This is a genomic window from Oribacterium sp. WCC10, from assembly GCF_900113415.1.
In the GTDB taxonomy this organism is placed as follows: domain Bacteria; phylum Bacillota; class Clostridia; order Lachnospirales; family Lachnospiraceae; genus Oribacterium.
Map to the genome: position 1 here is coordinate 100,061 of NZ_FOPH01000010.1, position 25,465 is coordinate 125,525.

Consider the following 25,465-nt stretch of genomic DNA (forward strand, 5'->3'; position numbering starts at 1 on the left):
TAAGCAATGGTCAGAAATTTCGGGCATAGAGGTTTTTCCGGAATGTATCCGGAGAATACAAAGCTGGCTTTTCAGAAAGCCATAGAAACACCGGGGTGTGACGGTATCGAGATGGATGTTCATCTGACAAAGGATGGCGAACTTGTTATCATCCACGATGAACTTTTGGACAGAACCTGTGTAAACATGAAAGGTTACGTAAAAGACTATACATTAGACGAGCTAAGACACGCAGATCTTTCCTTCAGATTTGCAGGAGAGGTGGAACCCCAGCAGATCATGACTCTCCGTGAATATCTGGAACTTTTGGAGCCAACAAAACTCATCACCAACATTGAGCTCAAAACAGGCATCTTCGTATATGAAGGTATAGAGAAAAAGGTTGTCGACCTGATTCGTGAATTTGACATGGTGGACAGAATCATCATCTCATCCTTCAATCACTACAGTGTCATCCGTGCCAAGAAGTTGTGTCCGGAAGTGAAGTGCGGACTGCTGACAGAATCCTGGCTCCTTGATGCCGGAAAGTATGTCAAGGCAGCCGGTCTCGAATGTTATCATCCGATTTTCTACAACAACACAAAGGAAATCGTTGAGGGCGTGAAGAAAGAGGGCATCGAGATCAATACCTGGACAGTCAACAGAGAAGAAGATATCAGAGAGATGATCCGTGTTGGCGTTGATACCATCATCGGTAACTTCCCTGACAGAATCACAAAGATCCGTGAGGAGATGTGCTGACGAAACGTGACCATCAGCATCAGAACGTGTTTAGGTGATTTCATTGTTGAAGCAATCCTATAGACATTTTTCTCGTTTTTTCAGCTTTTACGGCTATAGATCCGCATATTACCGGATTTATACATTAATTCCGAATCTTTGGCTCCTAAAGGGGCCTGGAGTATAGAATATGTGGCCGTTCCAACAGGAATCTGCCACCTGGTAGAATCAGCCTGTCGCAAAGCGAAAATCAAGCAGGCTGAAGTTCCACATTTTTCAAGGAGGGTTTTATGAGAAAACTTAACAAGGCACTTGCAGTTATCATGGCAGCAGCCATGACAGCAGCTACTATCGCCGGCTGTGGCGGTTCAAGTTCAGGTTCAGGCGGAGCATCAACAGAAGCTGCCAAGACCGAGACTCAGGCAGAGGCAAAGACAGAAGCCGCCAAAACAGAGGAGACCAAGGCCGCAGAGGCTGCACCAGATGACTATCATCTCGAATTAAAGTTGAGTCATGTATTCGCACCTAACGAAGCTCTCACAAAGAACATGCAGAAGATTGCTGACAATGTAAGAGAGAGAACAAACGGCGCCATCGATATCCAGTGCTTCCCTCAGTCACAGCTTCCTGTATACCAGGACGGTGTTGCACAGGTTGCTCAGGGAGCAAACTTCATTTCCGTTGAAGATCCAAGTTATCTGGCAGACTACGTAAAGGATTTCAATGTTCTTGCCGGACCTATGCTTGTTACAAGCTACGATCAGTATCAGTACCTTCTCACAACACCTGAGGTGCTTGATATGGAGACAAAGCTTGAGGAGCAGGGCATCAAGATCCTTAACCTCGGCTACATCTTCGGATTCCGTTCCATGATGACAAACAAGGTTATCGAAAAGCCTGAGGATCTGGTTGGCATGAAGATCCGTACACCGAAGTCAGAGCTTTATGTAAATACAATCAATGCTATGGGTGCTACAGCAACACCTATGGGATTTGCAGATACTATCTCCGCAGTTCAGCAGGGCGTAGTTGACGGCCTTGAAGGAACCATCGATGCCTACGGCTCAAACGGTTCTGCAGAAGTTGCCAAGAACATGGCTCTTACAAAGCACCTTCTCGGTGTTTGCGGCGCATACATCAATGTTGACGTATACAACAATATTCCTGAAGAGTATCGCACCATCCTCCAGGAGGAGTTCGATAAGGGCGCAGTTGAGATGGTAAAGGAGATCACAGAGAACGAGAAGTCTCAGATGGAAGCTCTCGAGAAGGATCAGGGAATCAAGTTTAATGAAGTTGATTCTGCTGCATTCCAGGAGAAGATCGCACCTCTTTACAAGGACATGGAAGAGAACAAGGGTGTTACACCGGGTCTCTATGACAAGTTCCAGGATTACATCAAGAACATGAAGTGATGTCATGAAATGACGTGAGTGTCAGAAGTATTTGCCACTCACGGATTAGCGCTAACGCACACATTCGTGTGCATAGAGCAGGAATCCTTACAGATTCCTTTGAAGCGCTCAAAGCCGCGTGGCTCCTTCGATTAAAAATCGAAGGCAGTTGTGCTGCTGAAATAGTCAGGGCTAATGTTTAGACCTAAACTTATGAACCCGGAGCAGGAGTTTAACAGCTCCTGCTCGTCTGTGGTTCTTCTATCGATGATATACGGATCCCGACGGATCCTCATCGCATTAAATCCACAAAACACAACAGGATCGGAGCTCACATGAAAAAGTTCATACTTAAGAATCCCGAGGAAGCCATTGCAGCTCTCCTGATAGTCATTACAACCGTACTGGTCCTCATCAATGTATTTTTCCGATATTTTCTGAACAAAGGTATCTATTGGAGCGAAGAAGTCGCCACAACCAGCTTTGTATGGGCGATATTCATCGGAGGCGCCGGAGCATATCGGAATAACACACAGTTAGGCATCGACCTTCTGGTCAACATGCTGCCGGAGATTCTCCAGAAGATCGTGAAGATACTGGTACAGATCGTGCTTTTCATCGTCAATGCCTACATTCTTTATCTTGCATGCATTTACGTTGACAAGACACACAAGATTGCAACCTCTGTTCTGGGTGTTTCCTCAGCCTGGGTAAGTTCTTCACTTATCGTGGGCTTTGGACTCACCACACTTTACACCATACTTCATCTTATAAATATGATCAGAGATTTTTCAAAAAAACGCCCGGACTGATGTTGGCGGTATATACCTTTGACCATTACATCATTTTATTAACGTAACCCGAAAGGAGACCCACGAAATGACCGGACTTATCCCGCTTTTTATAGTGCTTATACTATACTTCACCGGCATTCCCATCGCCTATGCACTTTTTGGCGCAACACTTTACTACTTCGGAGTTGAAAATACCGGCTCACCGCCACATCTTATCCTTCAGAAGTTCATCACCAGCGCACAGTCATTTTCGCTTCTTGCCATTCCATTCTTCGTTATGGCAGGCTCCATCATGAACTACGCAGGTATCAGTAAGAAACTTATGTCCTTTGCAGATGTTCTCACGGGACACATGCCGGGAGCTCTAGCTCAGGTAAACGTACTCCTCAGCATGCTCATGGGCGGTGTTTCAGGTTCTGCCAACGCAGATGCCGCCATGGAAGCGAAGATGCTTGTTCCCGAGATGGAACGCCGTGGCTATGACAGAGGCTTTGCCGCTGCCATCACTGCCGCATCATCCGCTGTTACTCCTGTCATTCCACCCGGAATCAACCTCATTATCTACGCACTTATCGCCAATGTTTCAGTAGGAAAGATGTTCATGGCCGGATACATTCCCGGCATCTTCATGGCGATATGCCTTATGATAACGGTACACATCATATCAAAAAAGAGAGGCTATAAACCGACAAGAGAGAAGCCGGCATCTGCGAAGGAGATAGGTCATCAGGCACTTGATTCCATCTGGGCTATTTTCTTCCCATTCGGAATCATCGGAGGTATGCGTATCGGTATCTTCACACCTTCAGAGTGTGGAGCAGTAGCAGTTCTTTACTGCATTATCGTTGGAGTATTTATCTACAAAGAACTTAAGCCGGAGCATATAGCTCCTATCCTCAAAGAGACTGTAGAGGGTACAGCCGGAGTAGTACTTATCATCGTTGCTGCCAATGTTTTCGGCCAGTACATGACATGGGAAGGCATCCCGGGAATCATTTCCAAAGCACTTCTCGGCATCACCTCCAACAAATACATTATGCTGTTCATCATTAACTGCATACTTCTCGTTGTTGGTATGTTCATGGAGGGCGGAGCAGCCATGATTATCCTTGCACCGCTGCTCATACCCGTAGTTTCAACCATGGGCGTTGATCTTGTACATTTCGGTCTTATCATCATCGTCAACATCATGATCGGTGGTCTGACACCGCCTTTCGGTTCCATGATGTTTACCGTTTGCAGTATCACAAAATGTACCATTCCTGAGTTCGTAAAGGAAGATATCGCATTTATCGTAGCGCTGCTTGTTGCGCTTTTGATAGTCACCTACTTCCCCGGGCTCACATTATTCATACCGAATATGCTTTTCGGTTAAACCAAAGCTTTTACAAATCTTTTCCTTTATAATCCCGGAGGGTGATATGCCAGATCATCCTCCGGGATATTTTATAATGTTATTTTTCGCTCTACTTCAATCCTGTTAACGTTATTCACGTATTCCGTGCATACATCAACTGAAACATTCTTTCAAGGCCTTCCTAAAGCCCGTCCTAAAATCCTTATACCTCGAGCCTTACAGTTACAAGTTATCTCTGTTTATGATGTGAGTGCCAAAAGCATTTGCCACTCACTGATTAGCACCAACACACATTCGTGTGCATAGAGCAGGAATCCTTACATATTCCTTTAAAGCGCTCAAAGCCGCGTGGCTCCTTCGATTAAAAATCGAAGGCAGTTGTGCTGCTGAACATCATATGAGTCGCCCGACAAATGAGTCAGAAAAATTTTTTCATTTTTACCCGAAACACTATTATTTTTATACATTTTCGTCGAAATATTAAAGAATAACGAAAGATAGACTTCTTGATATGTTGCAACTTAAGCCATTGAATCCTTATGTTTTTTAGAAGGTGAACCATGACCCCGGGAAAATACTCAGAATCATTCAGAAAAAAATATCTTAAAATCAAAAAGATTTCCCGCTCAGATCCCAATAAATGCATACAGTTGATTTCTGAAATCGTGAGAGAAGCAAACCAGAATAATGAATACGATGTTCTGGGACAGTTATATTACTCTCTTGGATATGCCTACTTTATCCTGTCTGATACAGACAACACCATCAGATGTTTCAATACCGCGAAGAATTTTCTCATCCACTGCAAGGACTATGATCTCGCTTGTCACGCCATCTCCATGCTCGGTGTTTCCTACATGAATCAGGGCAATACCGCGAATGCTCTTTCGGCTTACTCTGAGGAGCTTGAGATAGCTGAGCGTCTTAATCTTCCTCTTTCCATCTATAAAAGCTACATGCACTTTGCCCAATGTCTGTACTTTAAGAATCTTTATTCAGAGTCCTTAAAGTATTCGCTCATGGCTGATGAGATAGTTCAGAAGTATCCGGAGTTTGTAAACCAGACTGATTCCATGCCTATACACTATGCAACGCTTATCATGACGCTGACATGCCTGAAGGAATATGAAAAGGCTCAGAACTATCTGGCTCCCTTCGAAAAAGCACTTGGTCTTAAGCCAAACTTTAAGCATTCGCCATACGAGTATGTTCCAAAGTTTTTTCTGAAGTACTGGACCAATGCACCTGATGCATATACTGCCGAGCGAATTGCCGTTGAGAATTGCATCTCTGTTGCTGATCACGCAGGAGAGTACCTTATGATCATCAACGATTTCCTGAACCGGCTTTCCGAAATAAAGCATTATGACAACATGCTTAAGGTTGCGGATATGTTTGAAGGAACCCTGAAGGACACCCGGTATTACTGGCATCTTACGGACATCTGCAGAAAAAGGATCAACTACTACGAAGAGAATGGCGATACGGAAAAGCTTCTGCCCGAACTCAAACGCTACTGGAAACTGCAGAGTTTCGCAGAGGCAGCCAGCGGAAAAATGCTTCTTTCATATTTTGACTCGATGAATCAGATTGCAAAAATCAGTAAGGAAAAGAAGTACCTTGAGCTGGAAGTCAGAATGGATACCCTGACAGAGATTCCCAACCGTCGTGTCATGGAAGAGAAGCTCACCAAATATTTTGAATCTTCCTATAACCTTAAACCTCTTGGGGTTGAAATGCTTGATTTTGACCGCTTCAAAGATATCAACGATACCTATGGACATCAGACCGGAGACATGGTTTTGAAAACTCTTGGTAAGGCTTTGAAAGAACTGATCATCACTCATGCGCAAAGAAAGGCCGATCGGTTTGCTGCCAAAAATGCAACTGCCGGCACCAAAGAATCCTCCGGCAAAAAACCGCAGCTCCTTGAAGATTCAGAGATCATTATCTCACGATTCGGCGGCGATGAATTCTTCATACTTTACTATGGCATGCATCCGAAGGAGATGAAGAGTTACACTGAAACGATAAAAACCCTGTTGGAAAAGCATATAGCCGGGTCTGCTCTTTCACTTGAGATTCCCATAACCATTTCTCAGGGGCTGTATATCAAGACACCCTCAGGTTCCGACAGAGAATGGGATTTCTTCCAGGGCGCAGACAAAGCTCTGTATGAAGCAAAGAAGAATCGACATGGCTGCATAAAGATAGCAGAGGTGAAATCTTAGCCGGAAAGTTTACATTGACATAAGATAAACTTAAATTTATAAATGAACCGGGTACAGTTTTTATGCTGCACCCGGTTCTACACTGTTAACATTCATGCCGTAAGCGGCATCACCAGAGATATAGGGCATATAACTGATGTGAGTTTCCAATGCATTTACCACTCATTTTCCATGCCATGCACATATACATATGCAGTTCTGCTGCTGAACAATATACATGAGGACACCAATGAAAGCATTATTTTTTGACGTAGACGGCACACTCCTTGACGAAAAAACACATATCATTCCGGAAAGTGCACTTTCCGCCATCAAACGCACCAGAGAACTCGGCAATAAGGTCTTTATCAATTCCGGACGCACCTCCGGAATGCTGAAAAAGATCATGTCACTAGTCGAAGTTGACGGATTCCTTTGCGGCTGCGGGACAGAGCTTATATATAATGGTTCTCCGGTTTACTATTACAGGATATCTAAGGAACAGACAGATCTCATAAAAGAGATTTCTGACAGATACGGAATGCTTGTCTACCTCGAAGGCCGGAACGGATGGCACTGTAATCCTTCGGAAAAGCTTCTCGCGGATCATCCTCAGTTCAAAGCCTATCTTGACTATATGTCAGGATTTATCGTTTCCGAAGGAGGTCTTGACACCGCGCCTTTCGACAGTGATTTTGAGATTTCCAAGTTCTGCGTTCACACTGATGACGGAGAGGGCAACGGAAAAGGCCCGGAGTTTGCGAGCCATCATCCATCTGATATGGAGGGATTTCGGGAGCATTTTTCCGGAATGTATCATATCATTGACCGCGGTTCAGGATTTTATGAGATGTTCCCGAAAGGACACGGCAAGGGTAATGCTGTAGACCGTATGCTTCAGTACCTGGGACTCACACCCGATGACGCCTACGGTTTTGGCGACAGCACCAACGATATCGAGATGTTCAGCACCTGCAAAAACAATATCGCCATGGGAAAGCACGCCAAGGAGCTGGAACGCTTTGATCCTTTCATCACCAAAAACGTGGAAGACGACGGTATCGCATACGCCATGAAGGAGCTTGGATTAATCTGAGGAAACACTGATTATATCAAGTTATACAGCTGGAGTATTGATTCTACGCTCCGGCTAAAAACGCGTGCTTCGCTATACGGTTACCACTCAGAAGCATATATTTCCTGAAGCTTTCATTAAGTTAATGCAAGCTTTGGGCTTTTTTGCTATAATAGGGACTTATGTGAGGTTAGGATGACCAGAGATTTTTATGACAGAAAGAAGCGGGAGTTGGAAACTCTGCGCCGTGAAGCCGGAAAACTGCATCTTGAGTATATCCGTTTAGGACGAACGGAAGGCAGAAAAGCGCAGCGTGACTGGTGGATAACCAAAGGCAACCTTCGGAAATATGTAAATCTTATTCACACAGTACAAATGCTGGATGAGATGCTTGCACCTTACGAGATATGCAACGACATCCGCAAAATAAATCTACAGGAGCATATGAAATGGCATTATTTGACTTTTTAGGTGGAAACAAGAAAAAAGCTGAAGCTGAGCAGCAGAAGATAGAGGAACAGAAGCAGGAGCAGCATGATCTTCAGGTAAAACGACAGGAAGAAGAGCACAAGGATCTCCAGTGGCCCGGTATCATGCCTATCAACCTTTTCGTTCGTAAGCCTGAGGAGAAGCCTCATCTTACTGTTGTTAACGGAAGCGCCGGCAAGGATGAGTCTGAGACAGAGGCTGCTGCACCGGAGACAGTGAAGCCCGCTGAAACAAGCGGATCTGAGGCTGAAGCGAAGGAAGCTGAGGCAGAAGCATTAAAGTTTGCATCACAGATCGAAGATCCTCTTTCAGCTGAGCGCAAGGCTGAAGTTGGAAGGATCATATTCGAGCCGGAGATCAAGCCTGATATGCTTAAGGATTTAAGCCTTCAGGAAGTTCTTTTCCTTGAGGTGGCACTTGTAACAGCCAATCGCCAGAAGGCCCTTGATAACTACGAGCAGAATCACCAGAAGATACGTAATCAGTTCCTCAATCTCGTTCGTGCGGCTGAGAAGCTTTACGTTATCTATGATGCGAGAACAGGATATCCTCTTCTCGACGGCGGATATGCACAGATGTATCTCGACGAGGAGCATGCAAACATTGCAGCCAGACTCTATGATGAGCAGCTCCGCAGAACCCGTGTCATCGAGGTTCCGGGCATGTCGGTCAATGCAGAAAGACCTGATGGAAAGATTCAGCTCAAGATCTTTGACTTCATGTTCTTCCTTGGTCTTGAGAATGTTATAGTTGATAACGGATGGTACAAGGGTTTCCTCAGAAGAAGCGAGATTTCAGCTCCGTTCTATATCAATGAGGATCCTGAGAAGATTCCTCCATACAACCCTGCACTCAGCTTTGCACTTATTGATTATGTCGGTGAGATCAAGTGGCCTGTAAACTATGGCAAGCGTCAGGAGATTCTTCAGGGCAAGTTCAACCGCATTATGCAGCTTGTTCCCAAGTCAACATTCATAGTACCTCTCCGTACAGAAGAAGAGGGCAAGCAGGCAGAAAGCAATGAAACAACCAATGATGCACCTGCCAATCCATCTGACGTACCTGCAAATACCAATGCAGCCAATGAAAAAACAGAGGATGCTGACACAGCAACAGCGGACGCTCAGAAGAACAACCACCGCGTTCAGCTTCCTGTTATAAATATTAACGGCAAGAATATGCTTCCTGTTTTCACTGATATCTTTGAGTTCTCAAAGAATTTCGGCGAGACAAACTTCAGACCTATCCGCGCTGATTTCAAGGCAGTTAACAGATTCATGCCTAACTACAGCGGCATCGTTATCAACCCTCAGGGTCAGGGCATGGTTATCGAGCGTCGACAGGCACCGGCCGCTCCTCAGGGTCAGGCACCTCAGGCACCTCAGGTTCCTAAGGCACAGACTCCTGCTGCACCTCAGCCACAGGCTCCGGAGAAAACACCTGCAGAAGCATCTGATTCCAATGTAATCAGCCTTAACGAAAGAAGAAATAACAAATAAACGGTATTTACCGGTATATAAAAATGTATTACAAAAATAACCTGCAGCAAGGGATGTACTTCCTTACTGCAGGTTATTTTGTTCTTGTCTAAGTAACCTTGAAACACCGTAAATTAATCAGTCAGGGTGATTGTAAGATGCTGTATTAGTGATTAACAGTTGGCAACAACTTATTTACAATCACATCAGTATAAATTTATCTATCACTTCCGCAACGCCATCATTGTCATTGGTGTCGGTAATGTAATCAGCACGAGATCTCAGAGCATCCTGAGCATTTTCCATGGCTACACCAAGACCCGCAAAATCGATCATTGTGATATCATTAAATCCGTCACCGCAAGCTATGAGCTCTTCGCGGTCAAGTCCCAACTTATCGAGCAGTTTGCTGAGAGAGGCTGCTTTTTCAATCCCGAGAGGACAGATTTCAAGGAAATAGGTTTCCGAAAAGAAAACATTGATCTTTGATCCATACTTTTCCTTCAACTGCTTTTCAATTTCACGAAGATGACTGTGTTCGCCCACACAAAGGAACTTGCACACCGGACCGTCAAGAGAAGAGCAGAGATCAGTTACCTTCTGAAGCGGCACCTTATTGATCTTGGCCTCGAGTATGGCATAGGGATTTGTATCATCCAGTGCCACAGCTCCCTTGCTGTTATATGTCACTATAGTCACATCATCATACATGGAGCCGTATTTCACGATATCTTCATAGTATTCTTCAGGTAATGTTGTCTGCATGATCGTCTCACCTGTCCGCCCGTCAACGATATGAGAACCGTTGTAGGCAAGTATGTAACCTCCGATTTCTTTGAGATCAACCATCTCTGCCACCGGCAGTATGCCCACCAAAGGTCTTCCTGAGGCAAGCGCTATCTTAACACCTTTTTCAGCCGCCTTTTTCAATGCTTCCTTATTTCTCTCTGAAACCTCTTTTTTGGAATTTGTAAGTGTACCGTCAAGGTCCAGGGCTATCATCTTATATTTCATAAAGTCTCCTTAAAAACGTTTTTCTAAATCATTCTTTTTATCTCATACAGATTTTAATCACTACCATTCAATCCTGTCACTGTGCATGTCGCTTTCTTTGAGTACTTTAATTCCGGCTCCGACACACATATAACATATTTACGGTAAAAATAATTTTCATCCATGACATCATAGCACAGTTCATGCATAAACTCATGTGGCACCGTTGCATAAAATATCTAAGGAAACACTGATTATGTCAGTGTTTGGCAAATACTTTTGACCCGTTCCTGCGAAAATGCTACAATAGATAGACTTATCTGATGACAAGGGTCAAAAGTGCCGAATCACGTGCTTGCACGTTGATTTGAGCGCTTCAAAGGAATCTGTAAGGATTCCGGCTTTATGCGCACGAATGTGTGCGTGCTGCTCATCATCTGAGGTTAAGAGTCTTGGAGGCGAATTTTGGACAAATCACCGGCAAACTATGAAACGCTTGAAAAAGAAAACAGAGCACTGGTGGAACTCATTCAGCACAGCACCGGAACTTCTGATGCAGAAGCTGAACTCTGTGACAAAAACAAAGGGCTCATCATTCAGATCGTACGAAATTATGTTAATATATCGAACCACACACTTAGCGCTGAAGATCTGGAAAGCGTAGGAAAGATCGGCCTGATACGAGCTGCCAAGAATTACGATCCCGGATTCGGAGTGAAGTTCTCGACCTATGCTGTTTACTGGATTCGTGACAGTATCGTAAAGGAAATCTACAATGCAGGCTTCGGCATTCGTCTGTCCAACCATCAGCTTGAACGTATCTTTAAGGTGCAGTCCATTCTGAGAAAGTACGATCTCGAGCATCTTGAGGGCACGGACATGATACACGCCATCATGAAGGATTCCGGCTTCTCCGAAGAGGAAGTACGCCGGTGCCTGAGTCTCAACAACATTGTTTTGGGAACCACTTCACTAAACAAGAAGATCAGCTCTGATGATGACGATTCCACAGAGCTTGGTGATATGGAGATATCGCCTGACAATGTCGAAGACACTGTGCTGGAGCAGGAGCTTCATCAGGAGCTCTACCGGTCATTAAGTGTCCTAAGCGACGATGAACGCGACACTTTGGTTCTCCGTTACGGACTTTACGACGGACAACAGCATACACTGAAAGAAATTGCCACACTTAACGAGGTTTCCATTGAAGCCATAAGACAAAGGGAAATCAGAGCTCTGAAGAAGCTTCGAAGAGAGCTGGATTAAAAGAAAAATCTTATGATCAAAATTGACCTTATAACCGGATTTTTAGGTTCCGGAAAAACCACTTTTATAAAGAAATATGCTGAGTACCTCATATCTCAGGGGGAACGAATCTGTATCCTGGAGAATGACTACGGCGCCATAAACATTGACATGGTACTGCTCAATGATCTTTTGGGACCTAACTGCGAACTTGAGATGGTAGTGGGCGGAGACGGTGCCGCAGCTCATCAGAGAAGATTTCGCACCAAGCTCATCAGTATGGGGATGCTTGGCTACACCAGAGTCATTATCGAGCCAAGCGGAATCTACGATATGGACGAGTTCTTCGATACACTGTGTGAAAGTCCTTTGGACAGATGGTATGAGATAGGCTCAATTATCACCATAGTTGATGCACACACAGACACAGGTCTTTCCAAGAAGGCGAGATATCTGCTTGCATCGGAAAGTGCCTGCGCCGGAAAGATAGTTCTTAGCAGGATAGACTCTATGGAAAATGCATTTCATGCGAAAGATGACATTCGATCATTGACTGATAACAGCAGTGATTACAGGCATAGTCCGGATACCGCCCGGCATGATGCTATTTCAGCCACCATAGAGTATCTTAATTCGTCACTTGAGCTTTTCGGTTGTAAACGAAGCTTTTTATTGGAGAAGGACATCATCGCCAAAAGCTGGGACGAACTCACTGACCGGGATTTTCTGGCCATTAAAAGCGCAGGATATAAACACGCATCCATTGTGAAGCTTCCTTTAACCGATGGCGATGATTTTCAGTCACTTTTTTACATAAACTTCCGGACCACAGAAACGGATCTCCGGCAGCGGATATCTGAACTTCTGTCAGATACTTCCGCCGGAAACATTATCAGAATAAAGGGCTTTGTGGCTTTATCCGAATCCACGGGAGGTGTTTCTCTTGAATACACTCTCGACGAAACCGTCTCAGGCGTAAAAAGTCCCGGAGAGAACCGTAGTATTTCAGACATCATGAAAACCGGTCATTTCATGGAAGTCAATGCCACAAAAGAAGGACTAAACATCAGATCAACCGAAAAACCGTCACAGGAAGTCCTTATAATCATCGGAGAAAAGCTCGATAAAAATATAATATCGGGTTATTTCCCCGGAGCCGTTACAGTATAGGATAACGGATTCCCCGGAATATATGGTGCAGTGAGTTTCAAAAGCATTTGCCACTCACTGATGATGCACAGTACCCAGGTACTGATTTGTTCTTCCATAGTACGTATATACGCATTTGACATCAAACAACAGTTACGATCAAAACATTTTTTAAGAAAGATTTTTATAATGCAGGATAATATTTTTACAGACGAACAGAATCATCTCACTGAGCTCTATGACAGGCTCATCAATATGAAGACACAGATGGAGGCAGAACTTATTGACCTCCAGAATCAGGCAAGCGAAGAGAAGAATACTGTCAGTGACGATCTCCAATACGACTTTGTGGGCATCGAAGAGTCTCAGGAAACTCTTATCGAGTTTGAAACCATGAGCCGTGCTGTAGAGGAGCTTAATATCAGCAGCCGTACCGTAAGTACAGCCCTTTCCAAGGTTAACAGACTTCTTCCCAGACCGTATTTTGCCCGTATCAATGTACAGTTCCCGGATGAACCGGAAGAGGAGTCCTACTATATAGGAACCACTTCTGTATCCAATGAGGAACACGAACCTGTTGTCATTGACTGGCGAAGCCCTATAGCAGAGGTGTACTACAATCAGCAGATGGGCGAGACATCCTATGAGGTCGACGGTCGAAAGATTCCTGTAGACCTTAAGCTCCGAAGACAGTTCGATATCGAAGGGAATGTTCTGAAGGCTTACTTCGATACAAAGATTGCCCTTGAGGATCCGCTTCTGATTCATTCGCTTACCAGAAAGCGTACCGACAAGATGCAGTCCATCACCGAGACTATCCAGAAGGAACAGAATGCTATCATCAGACATCCGGACGTACCTGTTCTTCTGGTTCAGGGTATCGCAGGAAGCGGAAAGACTTCTGTTCTGCTTCAGAGAATCGCATATCTGTTCTACAGAAGGCGCCATACATTACGTCCCAACCAGGTATGCCTCGTGACACTGAATCCGGTATTCCAGCAGTACATAGATCACGTACTTCCCGAGATGGGTGAAGCCAATCCCACCACCATGACATGGTCGGATTTTCTTGATTCCATGGGAGTTGACAGTCTCGGAGAGGCCGACATTACCGAAGCCGACTCACTTCACCTGATAGACGAGGGCCTGGTTGGTTTCAGACTGGATGAGCGTTATATTCACGGCATCACACTGAAACACGCAAAGGTTCTTGATAAAAAGCAGATTGCCGGTGTCCTCAGAAAGTACAAGAATACCTCTTCAACTTCCTGGATCATTCAGACAGCGGTGGAAGAGCTTCAGGAACTGGCAAGAAAGAATGCCAGAAAGATGGAAAAGAAAAACAAGGAACTGGATCTGGACAGCGTCAATTTCGACGACCAGGATCCTGATGTGAACCAGTTCGGTGGCGCAGCCGAGAAAATACGCAATCTTGACTGGCTTGACATAAATGCTATCGGAAAGCACATCCTCGGAAAGGATGACCTGACTCCGGCTGAGTATACATATCTCAAGCTTTCACTTACCGGTATCAGCGACCACAATACACGTTATGTCATAGTGGACGAGGTTCAGGATTACACCGAGGCTCAGATCATGCTCATGACAAAGTATTTCAAAAATGCTCACTTCATGATGCTGGGAGATGAGTTCCAGTCTATCCACAGCGGAACCGCTACCTTCGGAGATCTTGACAGATGGTTCACATCTCTCGGCAAGGAAGTAACCAATCTCAGCCTTCTGACGAGTTACCGTTCATCACCTGAGATCACAGGTCTTTTCACAAGCCTGCTGCCGAAGGAGATAAGAGTCCAGACCAATTCTGTACAGCGCGAGGGCATTGAACCGGAAATTCTTGCCTGTGATACGCATGAGGCTTATGAAGTAAAGCTAAGACAAGTTATCGCCGAGAACACAAGAGATGAGGGACTCACAGCCGTCATCTGCGAAGACTGGACCGGACTCAACATGCTGAACCGCGTTCTTGGTGAGGATGCCCCTCACACCGTCCGCTCTTATGAAGCACTTCCGAAGTCGGGAGTTGTACTCATGGAACTTAAGCTTGCAAAGGGACTTGAGTTCGACACGGTTATCCTTCCGGATGTAACGAAGCGAGACTATCCTGAAGGAGAGCTCTTCAGACACAGACTCTACACTGCCATGTCGAGAGCTACAGAGAAGCTTATCATCCTGTCAGACGGAGAATTGTCTCCGCTCGTGAAATAACTATTCAGTTGTTACAGGAATCCGGGCGAAGGCCTGGAAACACTTAGGGAAACCGATTCCAGGGAAACGTTGATTAAAGCGTTTCTCCGGCTGGATTTTCGATGCGAAGCATCAACTTCCATTGAAAATTCATGCCCCGACGCCGGAGGCTCTATGGAAACACTAGTATAATCAGTATTTCCATAGAGATTTACGCTTTGGCACCTCGGTCTCATATGGATCCCTTTGGATCTTCTATAATCCTGCCTCAGCCTGATTTTTTCCCTTCAACACCTGAATTTTAAAATAAACGCTCCCCGAAGGTATTGAAAATATGCCCGGGGAGCGTATAATTATATTGCGCGCAACCATTCGCGTATTTTTTTGATGTTTCCGACACAATATGACGTGAGTGTTAAAAGTATTTACCACTCACTGATGATGTCCGGCACGCACACATTCGTGTGCATGTGCTGATGAAAAAATTTCACGAGGTGACCAGCTATGTACGTTGCAAATGAAAAAAGATATGAAAATATGACCTATCGCCGCTCAGGAAAGAGTGGTCTTTTACTTCCGGCCATTTCCCTGGGACTCTGGCACAATTTCGGTGACACCGGAGTTTATTCCAACATGGAAGATATGTGCTTCACAGCTTTTGATAACGGCATCACCCACTTTGACCTTGCCAACAATTACGGTCCTGAAGCAGGCAGCGCCGAGAAAAATTTCGGCAGAATAGTGAAAGAAAACTTCATGCCTTACAGAGATGAGATGATCATCTCAACCAAAGCCGGCTACTTTATGTGGGATGGTCCCTACGGCGACTGGGGCAGCAGAAAATATCTTATCGCGAGCATTGATCAGTCCCTTAAGAGGATGGGGCTCGATTATGTAGACATTTTCTATCACCATCGTATGGATCCGAATACTCCGCTGGAAGAGACCATGGGCGCTCTCGCACAGATTGTAAACAGCGGAAAGGCTCTTTATGCAGGTTTGTCCAACTATGACGGAGAGACTCTCAGAAAAGCCACCGGAATCCTTGCCCGTCTCAATGTACCTTTTGTCATAAATCAGAACCGTTACAGCATGCTTGACAGAACCATCGAACACAACGGACTCAAGGAAACCGCGAAGGAACTTGGAAAGGGTATCATATGCTTTTCACCTCTTGCCCAGGGACTCCTTTCCGGAAAATACCTTGAAGGCATCCCTGAGGACAGCCGCGTAAGAACCGACGGCAGATTCCTGAATGAGTCCAAGCTCACGACGGAGACATTAGACAAAGTACGTAAACTTGATGCCATCGCAAAGAAAAGAGGACAGTCACTCCCTGAAATGGCTCTCGCATGGCTCTTAAACCAGGAAGAGATCACCTCCGTTCTTATCGGCGCATCAAGACCGTCACAGATCATCGCTGACATAAAGGCACTTGAAAATACAGCATTTACGGAAGAAGAACTTAAGGAAATTGATAGCATTTGATGGAAGATATACTATTTGGTTTAAATGAATCTCAGACTGAAGCAGTCACCACCACAGAAGGATTTGTCAGAGTCATTGCCGGAGCAGGTTCCGGCAAGACCCGGGCACTGACACACAGATTCGCATATCTTGTGAATGATCTCGGGGTTTTACCGGGCAACATACTTTGTGTAACCTTCACCAACAAGGCTGCCAATGAAATGCGCCAGCGTATTCATGCCCTCACGGGAGACAACGACACCGGATACATCAATACTTTCCACGGTTTCTGCGTCAATATCCTCCAGGAAGACAGTCATGCCATCAGCTATCCGAAAAGCTTCATGGTTCTGGACAACAGCGACATCGATGAGATGCTGAAGATCATCTACGAAGAGCGGGGACTGACTCTCCGTGACAGAACCTTCGGAAGTGCGAGAGATATGTTTGAGATGAGAAAATGCATATCCGAAACAAGCTATTATCTCGACATGATCAATCTCCCCATAGATGAACTTCATCAGAAGTATCTGGATGCCACCGAAACAGATGACATCCTTTTTTACGGATATCTCTATCAGGAACGTAAAACCTTTGCCGTGGATTACAATGATCTGATTATTCTGAGCCTGCATATATTTCAGGAGCATCCGGACATAGCATTAAAGTGGCAGAAACGCCTTGAGTACATCGAGATTGATGAATTTCAGGATATTGACCCGCTTCAGTATAAGCTAATGGAGGTTCTTTGCGGTTACCACAAAAACCTTTTCATAGTGGGAGATCCGGATCAGACCATTTACACATGGCGTGGTGCCAATGTTAAGTACCTTTTGGATTTTGACAAACATTTCCCCGGCACAAAAACCATCATGATGCTTGAAAACTATCGCTCCACCCCGGAGATACTTAAAGTCTGCAATTCGCTCATCAGTAAGAATAAACAACGTCTTGCCAAGGATCTGTCACCGGTTCTTGAACCGGGAGTTCCCGTGGTCTGTCATCTTGCTGATGACTCTGTGCAGGAAGCCACATGGATAGTCAAAAACATTGAAACCCTCCATCAGATGGGTGTTCCATACAGGGATATCACCTGCCTTTACCGCGCACACTACGTGACACGAACCATAGAAGAGGTGTTTCTCAAATCGAAGATTCCCTACACGATATATTCAGGCGTGCAGTTCTTTGGACGCATGGAGATAAAGGACGCCCTTTGCTATCTTCGAATGATAGTTTACAAGGATGACCTGTCCTTCCGCCGTATTGCCAATGTTCCTAAACGAAACCTTGGCGTGCGCCGCATGAAGTTTCTTGAGGACTACACAGAATCAAATGGCGGAACACTGTACGAAGCATTGCTCAGAAATTCTGACAATGAGCTTTTCAAGGGTACTAAAGCCCAGGAATTTATTTCCATGATAGAAAAATTTTCCTCCTCTTACGAGGATAAGACCATCTCGGAAGTGCTGGGATCCATACTTCACGAATCCGGTTATGAGAAAATGCTGCGAACCGAAGGCTCTCAGGAGCGTCTCGACAATCTGGCAGAATTAAAGCAATCGATTTTCGAGTTTGAAACAAGCGCCGGGGAGGAAACTGATCTTGAGAGTTATCTTAAGAGTGTTTCTTTACTGTCAAACATGGATGTAGCGGATACTTCCGACAAAGTAAAACTTATGACTGTTCACAGTGCAAAGGGTCTTGAGTTCCCTTATGTTTTTCTGTGCAGCATGTCAGAAGGCATCTTCCCGTCCAAAAAGACCAATTCGCTTGAGGGGATGGAAGAGGAAAGACGCCTTGCTTTCGTCGCCATGAGCAGAGCCGAGAAAGGCCTGTATATCTCAGAAGCTGCCGGACGAAACTTTGATGGCTCACCCAGATATCCATCCAGATTCATACTTGATATTGACCCGTCTCTGCTGAGCTATACCGAAGCTCCAAAGGCCAGCCTTATATCCGAAACACTGAGTTATATCAATCTGGTTGATTCCCGTTTCAGGGTGACTGCCGAACAGGATCTTTTCCGGACAGGAGACAGGATAAAACACAAAGCTTTTGGATCCGGCACCATCAGGGAGGTCAACATGGATAAAAATGCCTACACCATCCAGTTTGATGATATGCCTACAGAAAGACAGATTTCATTCAGAGTGAAACTTGAAAAAGAATAATACTATGACGCCCCGGATTCCTGCATTTTTTTGCAGGAATCTTTTTTTTATACCCTCCCATAAGAAAACCAATGTCTCTACGCCGAATTATTAATTTTTCTTACTATACGCATCAAAATAATGCCTTTTATTAAAAGTGGATATTTTCTCTTAATTATTAATTATAAAATATCATTTTATAATGTCTTTTTGATGATATTTTTAATACCCCATACTGTAATATGCCATCTATCGAAGTTAGAGAACACATATAGAGTTTGAATTTTGAAAATGGGTGGGTAGTAAAAATGAAGAAGAACAATCTTGACAAGCAGATCTTGAAGGCATTGGCAATCGGTATTTCCGCAAGCATGGCGATTCAGCCTATGACAGCTTTAGCCGAGGGAACGACTGAAGAGTCATCTGATTCAAAGTCTGTGGAAGTATCAGATTCCGATTCTGCCGAAACAGATACAAAGGATGTTTCAACAGCAGATGACAACTTTAATGAAAGCGTAGATACAGCAGCAGGAGAAGTAAATTCAGTAGGAAGTGCTATTGACAAGGCTGAAAAGAATAATCATGTGGCCAAGGATTCCGGATCTGATAACTCTACAGAATCCGATAATGACGACTCACAATCTCAGGATATAAAGAATGTGGATACTTCAGACGACTCTACATCCAATGGTGAAGATGTAAACGCTGATGATACAATGGATAACTCATCATCTGATGTTTCCGAAAATATCGAAGGTGATGACATCTGTTCTCAAGGCTTAAGCAATAACGCATCTGATGATGAAAACAAGTCAGAAAATATTTCGAAAAACGAAAAGCAGACTGAGAATAATGATGTTTCTACAGATTTCATCTTGGGAAACGAGCCAAACAATGAAATAAAGAATGCATATTCCGGTTTATCTGATGTGATGGAAACTGTGCATGGTGAAGATAAAACTGCGATTAATGAGGATGTTAAAGAGCTTGTTTCCGCTGAAGAAAAAATCATCGAAGTCAAGAAAGAACTTGATTCTGTTTCAGAGGACATCAACATAGTTACTGATACAGCAACCAACACTATCAAGAACATAAACACCACTATTGAAGATACAAACAGAATCGTAGAAAAAGCTGCAAAACCTGAAAGCACATCAACCGATGTAAATGTTGCCAACGAAGTACTGGAAGAGGCAAAAAAGAACGTTGAAGTGGCTAAGAAAGAGCTTGCCTCTGCAGAAGAAGAGTATTCAGATCTTGACAAAAAGTATAACAGAGCACTTTCAGATCTTAAAGATGCTCAGAAGAAGTATGATGCTGCAATTGCAAGCGCAGATATCGATGCGAACACTGCCAAGAAAGATCTCGAGGAAGCAAAGGCTCTGGCTGCCAAACTCAAAAATGAAACTGAGGCTGCTGCCGAAGATGTTGCAAAGAAGAAGAATCTTGTAGAAGCCGAAACGCTCAATGCCATAACAGAAGAAGCTGAAGCAAAAGAAAAAGAGGCTACTTCTAAACAGAAAGAGGCTGAGAACGCTGCCAAGGACGCTGAGGAGAAGAAAAACAAGGCCGAGAATGCTGCTTCTGATGCTGCTGCAAAACAGAAAGAAGCTAACACTGCTGCTTCTAATGCTGCTACCAAGCAGAAAGAAGCTGAGAACGCTGCTCTTGATGCTGCCGCAAAACAGAAAGAAGCTGAGAATGCTGCTTCTGATGCAACAGCTAAGCAGAAGGAGGCTGAGAATGCTGCTTCTGATGCTGCTGCAAAACAGAAAGAAGCTAACACTTCTGCTTCTGATGCAACAGCTAAGCAGAAGGAGGCTGAGAATGCTGCTTCTGATGCTGCTGCAAAACAAAAAGAAGCTGAGAGTGCTGCTTCTAACGCAACAGCAAAACAGGAACTGGCTGATACTGCCACAGCAAAATTAACAAGTGCCAACAAAGCATATGCAGAAGCTCTGGCATCTTTCGAAAAGATAAAAAACGATCCTTCTGCAAAGGAGAGCGTACTAACAAATGCTCAGAATGATCTTAAAAGTGCGCAGGAGGCTGTAGAAAAGGCTACTAACGCAAAAAACTCTGCTGACAAAGCTTATAGCGAGGCTCTGGCATTAAAAAACTCTACCGAAGCAATTGCTAATGCTGCACAAACTGAGGCAAATAACAAAAAATCCGAAGCTGAGAATGCTATGAAAAATGCTGAAGCTTTAGCTACCGAAGCTACAACTATGAAGGCCAATGCCGATGCTTTAGTCACGGAAGCTACAACTATGAAGGCCAATGCCGATGCTTTAGCCACGGAAGCCACAACTATGAAAATCAATGCCGATGCTTTAGCCACGGAAGCTACAACTATGAAGGCTAATGCTGAGACTTTAGATGCTGAGGCTAAGACTTTGAAGGCTAATGCCGACGCTTTAGATGCTGAGGCTAAGACTTTGAAGGCTAATGCCGACACTTTAGATGCCGAAGCTAAGACTTTGAAAACTAATGCCGACGCTTTAGATGCTGAGGCTAAGACTTTGAAAACTAATGCTGAGACTCTGAGTGCTGAAGCAAAAAATGCTGCCGATGATGCTTCCAGGAAGAAATCTGCGGCCGAAAACGCAGCTAAGGATGCTGCCACTAAAAAAACCATAGCTGAACAGGCTAAGATTGATGCCGCCACTAAGGCAGAAGCTTTGGAAAATGCTAAGAATTCTTCCAAAGAAATATTAGCTTTAGAAGAAAACGCTAAGAATAGTATTAAAGTTGCTGAAAAAGAATTAGAAGCAGCCAAGAAAAACTTATCAACCATAGAAGAGAACCATACCGATCTGCCAAATGTTCACAGAAGTTCTTCATTAATTACTTCTTATCAAGTTACCGAAGCTAATATGAGAGATATTGCACTTCCTCTTATTAAGGAGTATTTTAAGAATTCATCTGTTGAATATGGCGGGGAAAGTGATTTTTTCAGAGCGGACTTGGATCATTACTTTGTAGTTTATGTAGACGGCGTAAGACGCTATTTTGATTTCACAACCGACCAGGCTAATAATAACATCTTTGTATTCGAAAGAAAGAAAACTGATCATTATCTTGGAAGGCTATACATATCCACTTCTTATGACAAAATAGGGGATTCTTTCACAAACAGACTTGATTACAACAATCACACCTCAGCAAAAAAATTGGTAGAGTATGCTACCTTAAATTTAGAAAAAGTAAAAAATGAGACCAAAAGCGCCATCGATGCCGGAGAAAAAGCTAAATCAAATATTGAACAACTTAGCAATATAGCTACTCAGGCTGCCACACTAGCTTCCACTAAGCAATCAGAATACGAAAGCGCTGCTTCTAATGCTGCTTCTAAGAAGAAGGAGGCTGAGAATGCTGCTTCTAACGCTGTAACAAAACAGGCTATCGCCAACACTGCCGCTTCTAATGCTTCATCAAAGAGAATTGAAGCTGAGAATGCTGCTTCTAATGCTGCTTCTAAGAAGATTGAAGCTGAGAGTGCTGCTGCCAACGCTGCTACCAAGCAAGCTGAAGCTAACACTGCTGCTTCTAATGCTACAACAAAACAAAATGAGGCCAACACTGCCGCTTCTAATGCTTCATCAAAAAGAATTGAAGCTGAGAATGCTGCTTCTAATGCTGCTTCTAAGAAGATTGAAGCTGAGAGTGCTGCTGCCAACGCTGCTGCCAAGCAGAAGGAGGCTGAGAATGCTGCTTCCGAAGCTGCTGCTAAGAAGACTGAAGCTGAGAGTGCCGCTGCCAACGCAAAGGCAAAACAGGCACTTGCTGATTCTGTCGCAGTAAAATTAACAAATGCCAACAAAGCATATGCAGAGGCTCTGGCAACTTTCGAAAAGCTCAAAAACGATCCTCTTGCAAAGGAGAGTGCGCTAACAACCGCTAAGAATGATCTTAAAAAGGCTCAGGAGGCTGTAGAAAGGGCAACTGTCTCAAAAAACACCGCTGACAAAGCTTATGGTGAGGCTTTGGCATTAAAGAACTCTACCGAAGCAATTGCTAATGCTACACAAACAGAGGCAAATAACAAAAAATCCGAAGCTGAACAGGCTATGAAAAATGCTGAGGCTTTAACTACTGAAGCTGCATCTATGAAAGCCAATGCTGAGGCATTAGCTATTGAAGCTAATACTCTAAAAGCTAATGCCGACGCTCTAGCTATTGAAGCTAAGACTTTGAAAGCTAATGCCGACGCTCTAGCTACTGAAGCCAAGTCTATGAAAGCTAAGGCCGAGACTCTAGATGCTGAAGCTAAGTCTATGAATACTAATGCCATGACTCTTGACGCTGAAGCTAAGAGTATGAAAGCTAAGGCTGAGGCTTTGGATACAGATGCTAAGACATTAAAAGCTAATGCGGATACTTTGGATGCAGATGCTAAGACTGCTGTCAAGAATGCCGATGAGAAAAAATCTCTTGCCGAACAGGCCAAGGTTTCAAACGAAATTGCTCAGAATAATCTCGTACAGGTTAGGGTCGCTATTGAGAAAGCAGGTAGTGCTTACACAGCAGCACTTAATGCATACGAAGAACTTAAGACAAAAGCAGATAATGCAGTAAAGGCTGTCAATACAGCTCAATATCAGGTTAAAACTCTTGAAGAGAAGATCAATCAGCTCTCTGCTTTAAATACAGCAAATAAGGCTCAGTATGAAGTAACTCTTAATACATTAGCCGCACAACTTGAAAGTGCAAAGACTAAACTTACAGATGCCGAGAAAACTCTCACTTATGCTGAAACAGAGCTTAAGACAGCAGAAACCAAACTAAAAGACAAGCAGAAAGAACTTGATGCCGCTGTAGCCGAATCCGATGCAAAGACAACAGAATCCGGCGCTGATTCTAATGTTATCGAAACATCAAATGAGTCAGCATTATCCGATTCGGATAATACAAACACGACTTCCGGTACAGAAAATACTACAAATACTACAAGTTCCGGTTCAAGATCATCCGGAGGTTCAGGATCTTCAGTATCCGGAGCAGGATATGACTTTAGCTCAGCTGATAACGATAATGTAGTAGATACTGCTATCGGAGAAGATACAAGAACAGAAGGAAGAGTTCTTGGTGCTTCAAGAGCTAATACAACAGCTAATATTGAAACTGAGCCAAAAACTGTCACATCAAATGAATCATCTGTGAAAATCAAGTCAGTTACAGGCAAGAAAACTGTTAACTCAGCAAACAAGGCTGATACAGTAGCAGTTTCATCTGATGAAAAGACAACGATTACCGGAACTGAGGTTAAAGAGGACGGAAGAGTTCTTGGTGCTTCAAGATCAAAGACCTCAACTGATGCATCTTCAACCATCGATAATACAGATATTCTTCCTGCATTAAACGAAAAAACAACCGATAAGCCATTCCATATGAACTGGTTGTTCCTTATCCCTGCAGCTATCGCAGGATTAACAGTTGAAGAGTTTACAAGAAGAAAGCTTGCAAATGCCAAAGCAAACTCATCAAACAGAAAAGATAGCATCTGATAATCAAACCACTTGTTAAGAGATCACTCTCTTTTCATAAATCTAACTTCAAACTCGATATGTGCAAGAGAAGAGCGGATTATAACCATAAACCGCTCTTCTTTTGTTGTAAAAAAACCGAAATCACAGTTGTGATTTTTGTATCGATTTGTATGAAAAGTCTTACCATTATTTTTCTCACTTAATTAATCTGTATCCATACGATATTAACCTTCTAAACACCGGTTAAAAAAAAACTGTTTCAGAGTATTATGCGATAATGCAGAATTCTGATGAATTGTCCAATATGATCAAAACAAAAACAACCATAAATGCGTGTAATTCGTATATTTCAGCAATATAAAAACCACCCCAAAAATCTTTTCAAAAAATATTTAAAAAGTGTTTGACATCCGCAAACAGAGTTGATATATTAACTGAGCGCTCGAGAGAACCGGAACATCAGTTCTTGAAAAAGAGCACATAAGAACCTTGAAAATCAAAGATCGATTAATACACAGACCCTGAAGATTCTTTGAAAAAGAAAATTCAGAGCGGAAGAGTTCGAAAGAACTTTGAAGCAAACGACCAAAGAGGTCAAGCGAATTTATTCGCAGTAAATAGTAACGGACAGAACAAAAGCCAAGCTTTAGTTTTGAGTTGAAGGAGTTTTCTGATGAAAACTCCGGAACGATATGCGCCGATCTATGATCGACGTCCTGCGTAAGCAGGATCATCGGTGAGCCACAAGCTCAACGATGACAAACAAGGAAGAACTTAAAGAGAGAAATCTCTTAACATTTAAGATGAGAGTTCGATCCTGGCTCAGGATGAACGCTGGCGGCGTGCCTAACACATGCAAGTCGAACGAGCAAGAGATGAAACCTAGTGATTACCGAGCGAGTGGCGGACGGGTGAGTAACGCGTGGGTAACCTGCCTTACAGAGGGGGATAACAGTTTGAAAAGACTGCTAATACCGCATAAGCACACAGTACCGCATGGTACAGGGTGAAAAGATTTATCACTGTAAGATGGACCCGCGTCTGATTAGCCAGTTGGCAGGGTAACGGCCTACCAAAGCGACGATCAGTAGCCGACCTGAGAGGGTGATCGGCCACATTGGGACTGAGACACGGCCCAAACTCCTACGGGAGGCAGCAGTGGGGGATATTGCACAATGGAGGAAACTCTGATGCAGCGACGCCGCGTGAGTGAAGAAGTATTTCGGTATGTAAAGCTCTATCAGCAG

15 protein-coding genes and 1 rRNA gene are annotated in these 25,465 nt (G+C 43.9%); 15 read left to right on the forward strand and 1 reads right to left on the reverse strand.

Annotated elements, in window-relative coordinates:
* Nucleotides 1-6 precede the first annotated feature (6 nt).
* The 8 genes from BM294_RS08980 (at nucleotide 7) to BM294_RS09015 (ending at nucleotide 9,538) form a co-directional block, all read left to right on the forward strand.
* Nucleotides 7-741: a glycerophosphodiester phosphodiesterase gene (locus tag BM294_RS08980; RefSeq protein WP_091207139.1), complete on the forward strand. Its 735-nt coding sequence runs from the start codon at nucleotides 7-9 to the stop codon at nucleotides 739-741.
* A 269-nt stretch (nucleotides 742-1,010) separates the two neighbouring features.
* Nucleotides 1,011-2,135: a C4-dicarboxylate TRAP transporter substrate-binding protein gene (locus BM294_RS08985; RefSeq protein WP_091207142.1), complete on the forward strand. Its 1,125-nt coding sequence runs from the start codon at nucleotides 1,011-1,013 to the stop codon at nucleotides 2,133-2,135.
* Between the two features lie 314 nt (nucleotides 2,136-2,449).
* Nucleotides 2,450-2,926 (forward strand): TRAP transporter small permease, encoded by a 477-nt coding sequence (locus BM294_RS08990; RefSeq protein WP_091207144.1) that lies wholly within the window; start codon nucleotides 2,450-2,452, stop codon nucleotides 2,924-2,926.
* A gap of 67 nt (nucleotides 2,927-2,993) precedes the next feature.
* Nucleotides 2,994-4,283 (forward strand): TRAP transporter large permease, encoded by a 1,290-nt coding sequence (locus BM294_RS08995; protein ID WP_091207147.1) that lies wholly within the window; start codon nucleotides 2,994-2,996, stop codon nucleotides 4,281-4,283.
* A gap of 542 nt (nucleotides 4,284-4,825) precedes the next feature.
* Nucleotides 4,826-6,496 carry a GGDEF domain-containing protein gene (locus tag BM294_RS09000; protein ID WP_091207149.1) on the forward strand — a complete coding sequence of 557 codons (1,671 nt, stop codon included), beginning with the start codon at nucleotides 4,826-4,828 and terminating at the stop codon, nucleotides 6,494-6,496.
* Nucleotides 6,497-6,725: 229 nt separating this feature from the next.
* Nucleotides 6,726-7,571: an HAD-IIB family hydrolase gene (locus BM294_RS09005; protein WP_175494610.1), complete on the forward strand. Its 846-nt coding sequence runs from the start codon at nucleotides 6,726-6,728 to the stop codon at nucleotides 7,569-7,571.
* A 174-nt stretch (nucleotides 7,572-7,745) separates the two neighbouring features.
* Complete coding sequence (locus BM294_RS09010; protein ID WP_091207155.1) at nucleotides 7,746-8,021, forward strand: hypothetical protein; 276 nt, start codon at nucleotides 7,746-7,748, stop codon at nucleotides 8,019-8,021.
* A complete protein-coding gene (locus BM294_RS09015; RefSeq protein ID WP_175494611.1) occupies nucleotides 8,000-9,538 on the forward strand; it encodes an SseB family protein in 1,539 nt (512 codons plus the stop codon). Before BM294_RS09010 ends, BM294_RS09015 begins: the two co-directional genes overlap by 22 nt.
* Before the next feature lie 180 nt (nucleotides 9,539-9,718).
* Here the strand turns inward: BM294_RS09015 and BM294_RS09020 are convergent, their stop codons facing one another.
* Nucleotides 9,719-10,531 carry a Cof-type HAD-IIB family hydrolase gene (locus tag BM294_RS09020; RefSeq protein ID WP_091207161.1) on the reverse strand — a complete coding sequence of 271 codons (813 nt, stop codon included), beginning with the start codon at nucleotides 10,529-10,531 and terminating at the stop codon, nucleotides 9,719-9,721.
* A gap of 444 nt (nucleotides 10,532-10,975) precedes the next feature.
* On the opposite strand from BM294_RS09020, the gene BM294_RS09025 reads away from it, so the two are divergent.
* The 7 genes from BM294_RS09025 to BM294_RS09055 form a co-directional block, all read left to right on the forward strand.
* Nucleotides 10,976-11,776 carry a sigma-70 family RNA polymerase sigma factor gene (locus BM294_RS09025; protein WP_175494612.1) on the forward strand — a complete coding sequence of 267 codons (801 nt, stop codon included), beginning with the start codon at nucleotides 10,976-10,978 and terminating at the stop codon, nucleotides 11,774-11,776.
* Between the two features lie 12 nt (nucleotides 11,777-11,788).
* The gene (locus BM294_RS09030) at nucleotides 11,789-12,925 is read left to right on the forward strand and encodes a GTP-binding protein (RefSeq protein ID WP_091207167.1); all 1,137 of its coding nucleotides are present in this window, start codon (nucleotides 11,789-11,791) and stop codon (nucleotides 12,923-12,925) included.
* Nucleotides 12,926-13,093: 168 nt separating this feature from the next.
* Nucleotides 13,094-15,130 carry a HelD family protein gene (locus BM294_RS09035; protein WP_175494613.1) on the forward strand — a complete coding sequence of 679 codons (2,037 nt, stop codon included), beginning with the start codon at nucleotides 13,094-13,096 and terminating at the stop codon, nucleotides 15,128-15,130.
* A gap of 483 nt (nucleotides 15,131-15,613) precedes the next feature.
* On the forward strand, nucleotides 15,614-16,597 hold the full coding sequence (locus BM294_RS09040; protein WP_091207172.1) for an aldo/keto reductase: 984 nt from the start codon (nucleotides 15,614-15,616) through the stop codon (nucleotides 16,595-16,597).
* A complete protein-coding gene (locus BM294_RS09045; RefSeq protein ID WP_091207174.1) occupies nucleotides 16,597-18,750 on the forward strand; it encodes an ATP-dependent helicase in 2,154 nt (717 codons plus the stop codon). Before BM294_RS09040 ends, BM294_RS09045 begins: the two co-directional genes overlap by 1 nt.
* A gap of 287 nt (nucleotides 18,751-19,037) precedes the next feature.
* Complete coding sequence (locus BM294_RS09050; protein ID WP_091207177.1) at nucleotides 19,038-24,236, forward strand: hypothetical protein; 5,199 nt, start codon at nucleotides 19,038-19,040, stop codon at nucleotides 24,234-24,236.
* Between the two features lie 781 nt (nucleotides 24,237-25,017).
* Nucleotides 25,018-25,465, forward strand: a 16S ribosomal RNA gene (locus BM294_RS09055); the annotation flags it as partial.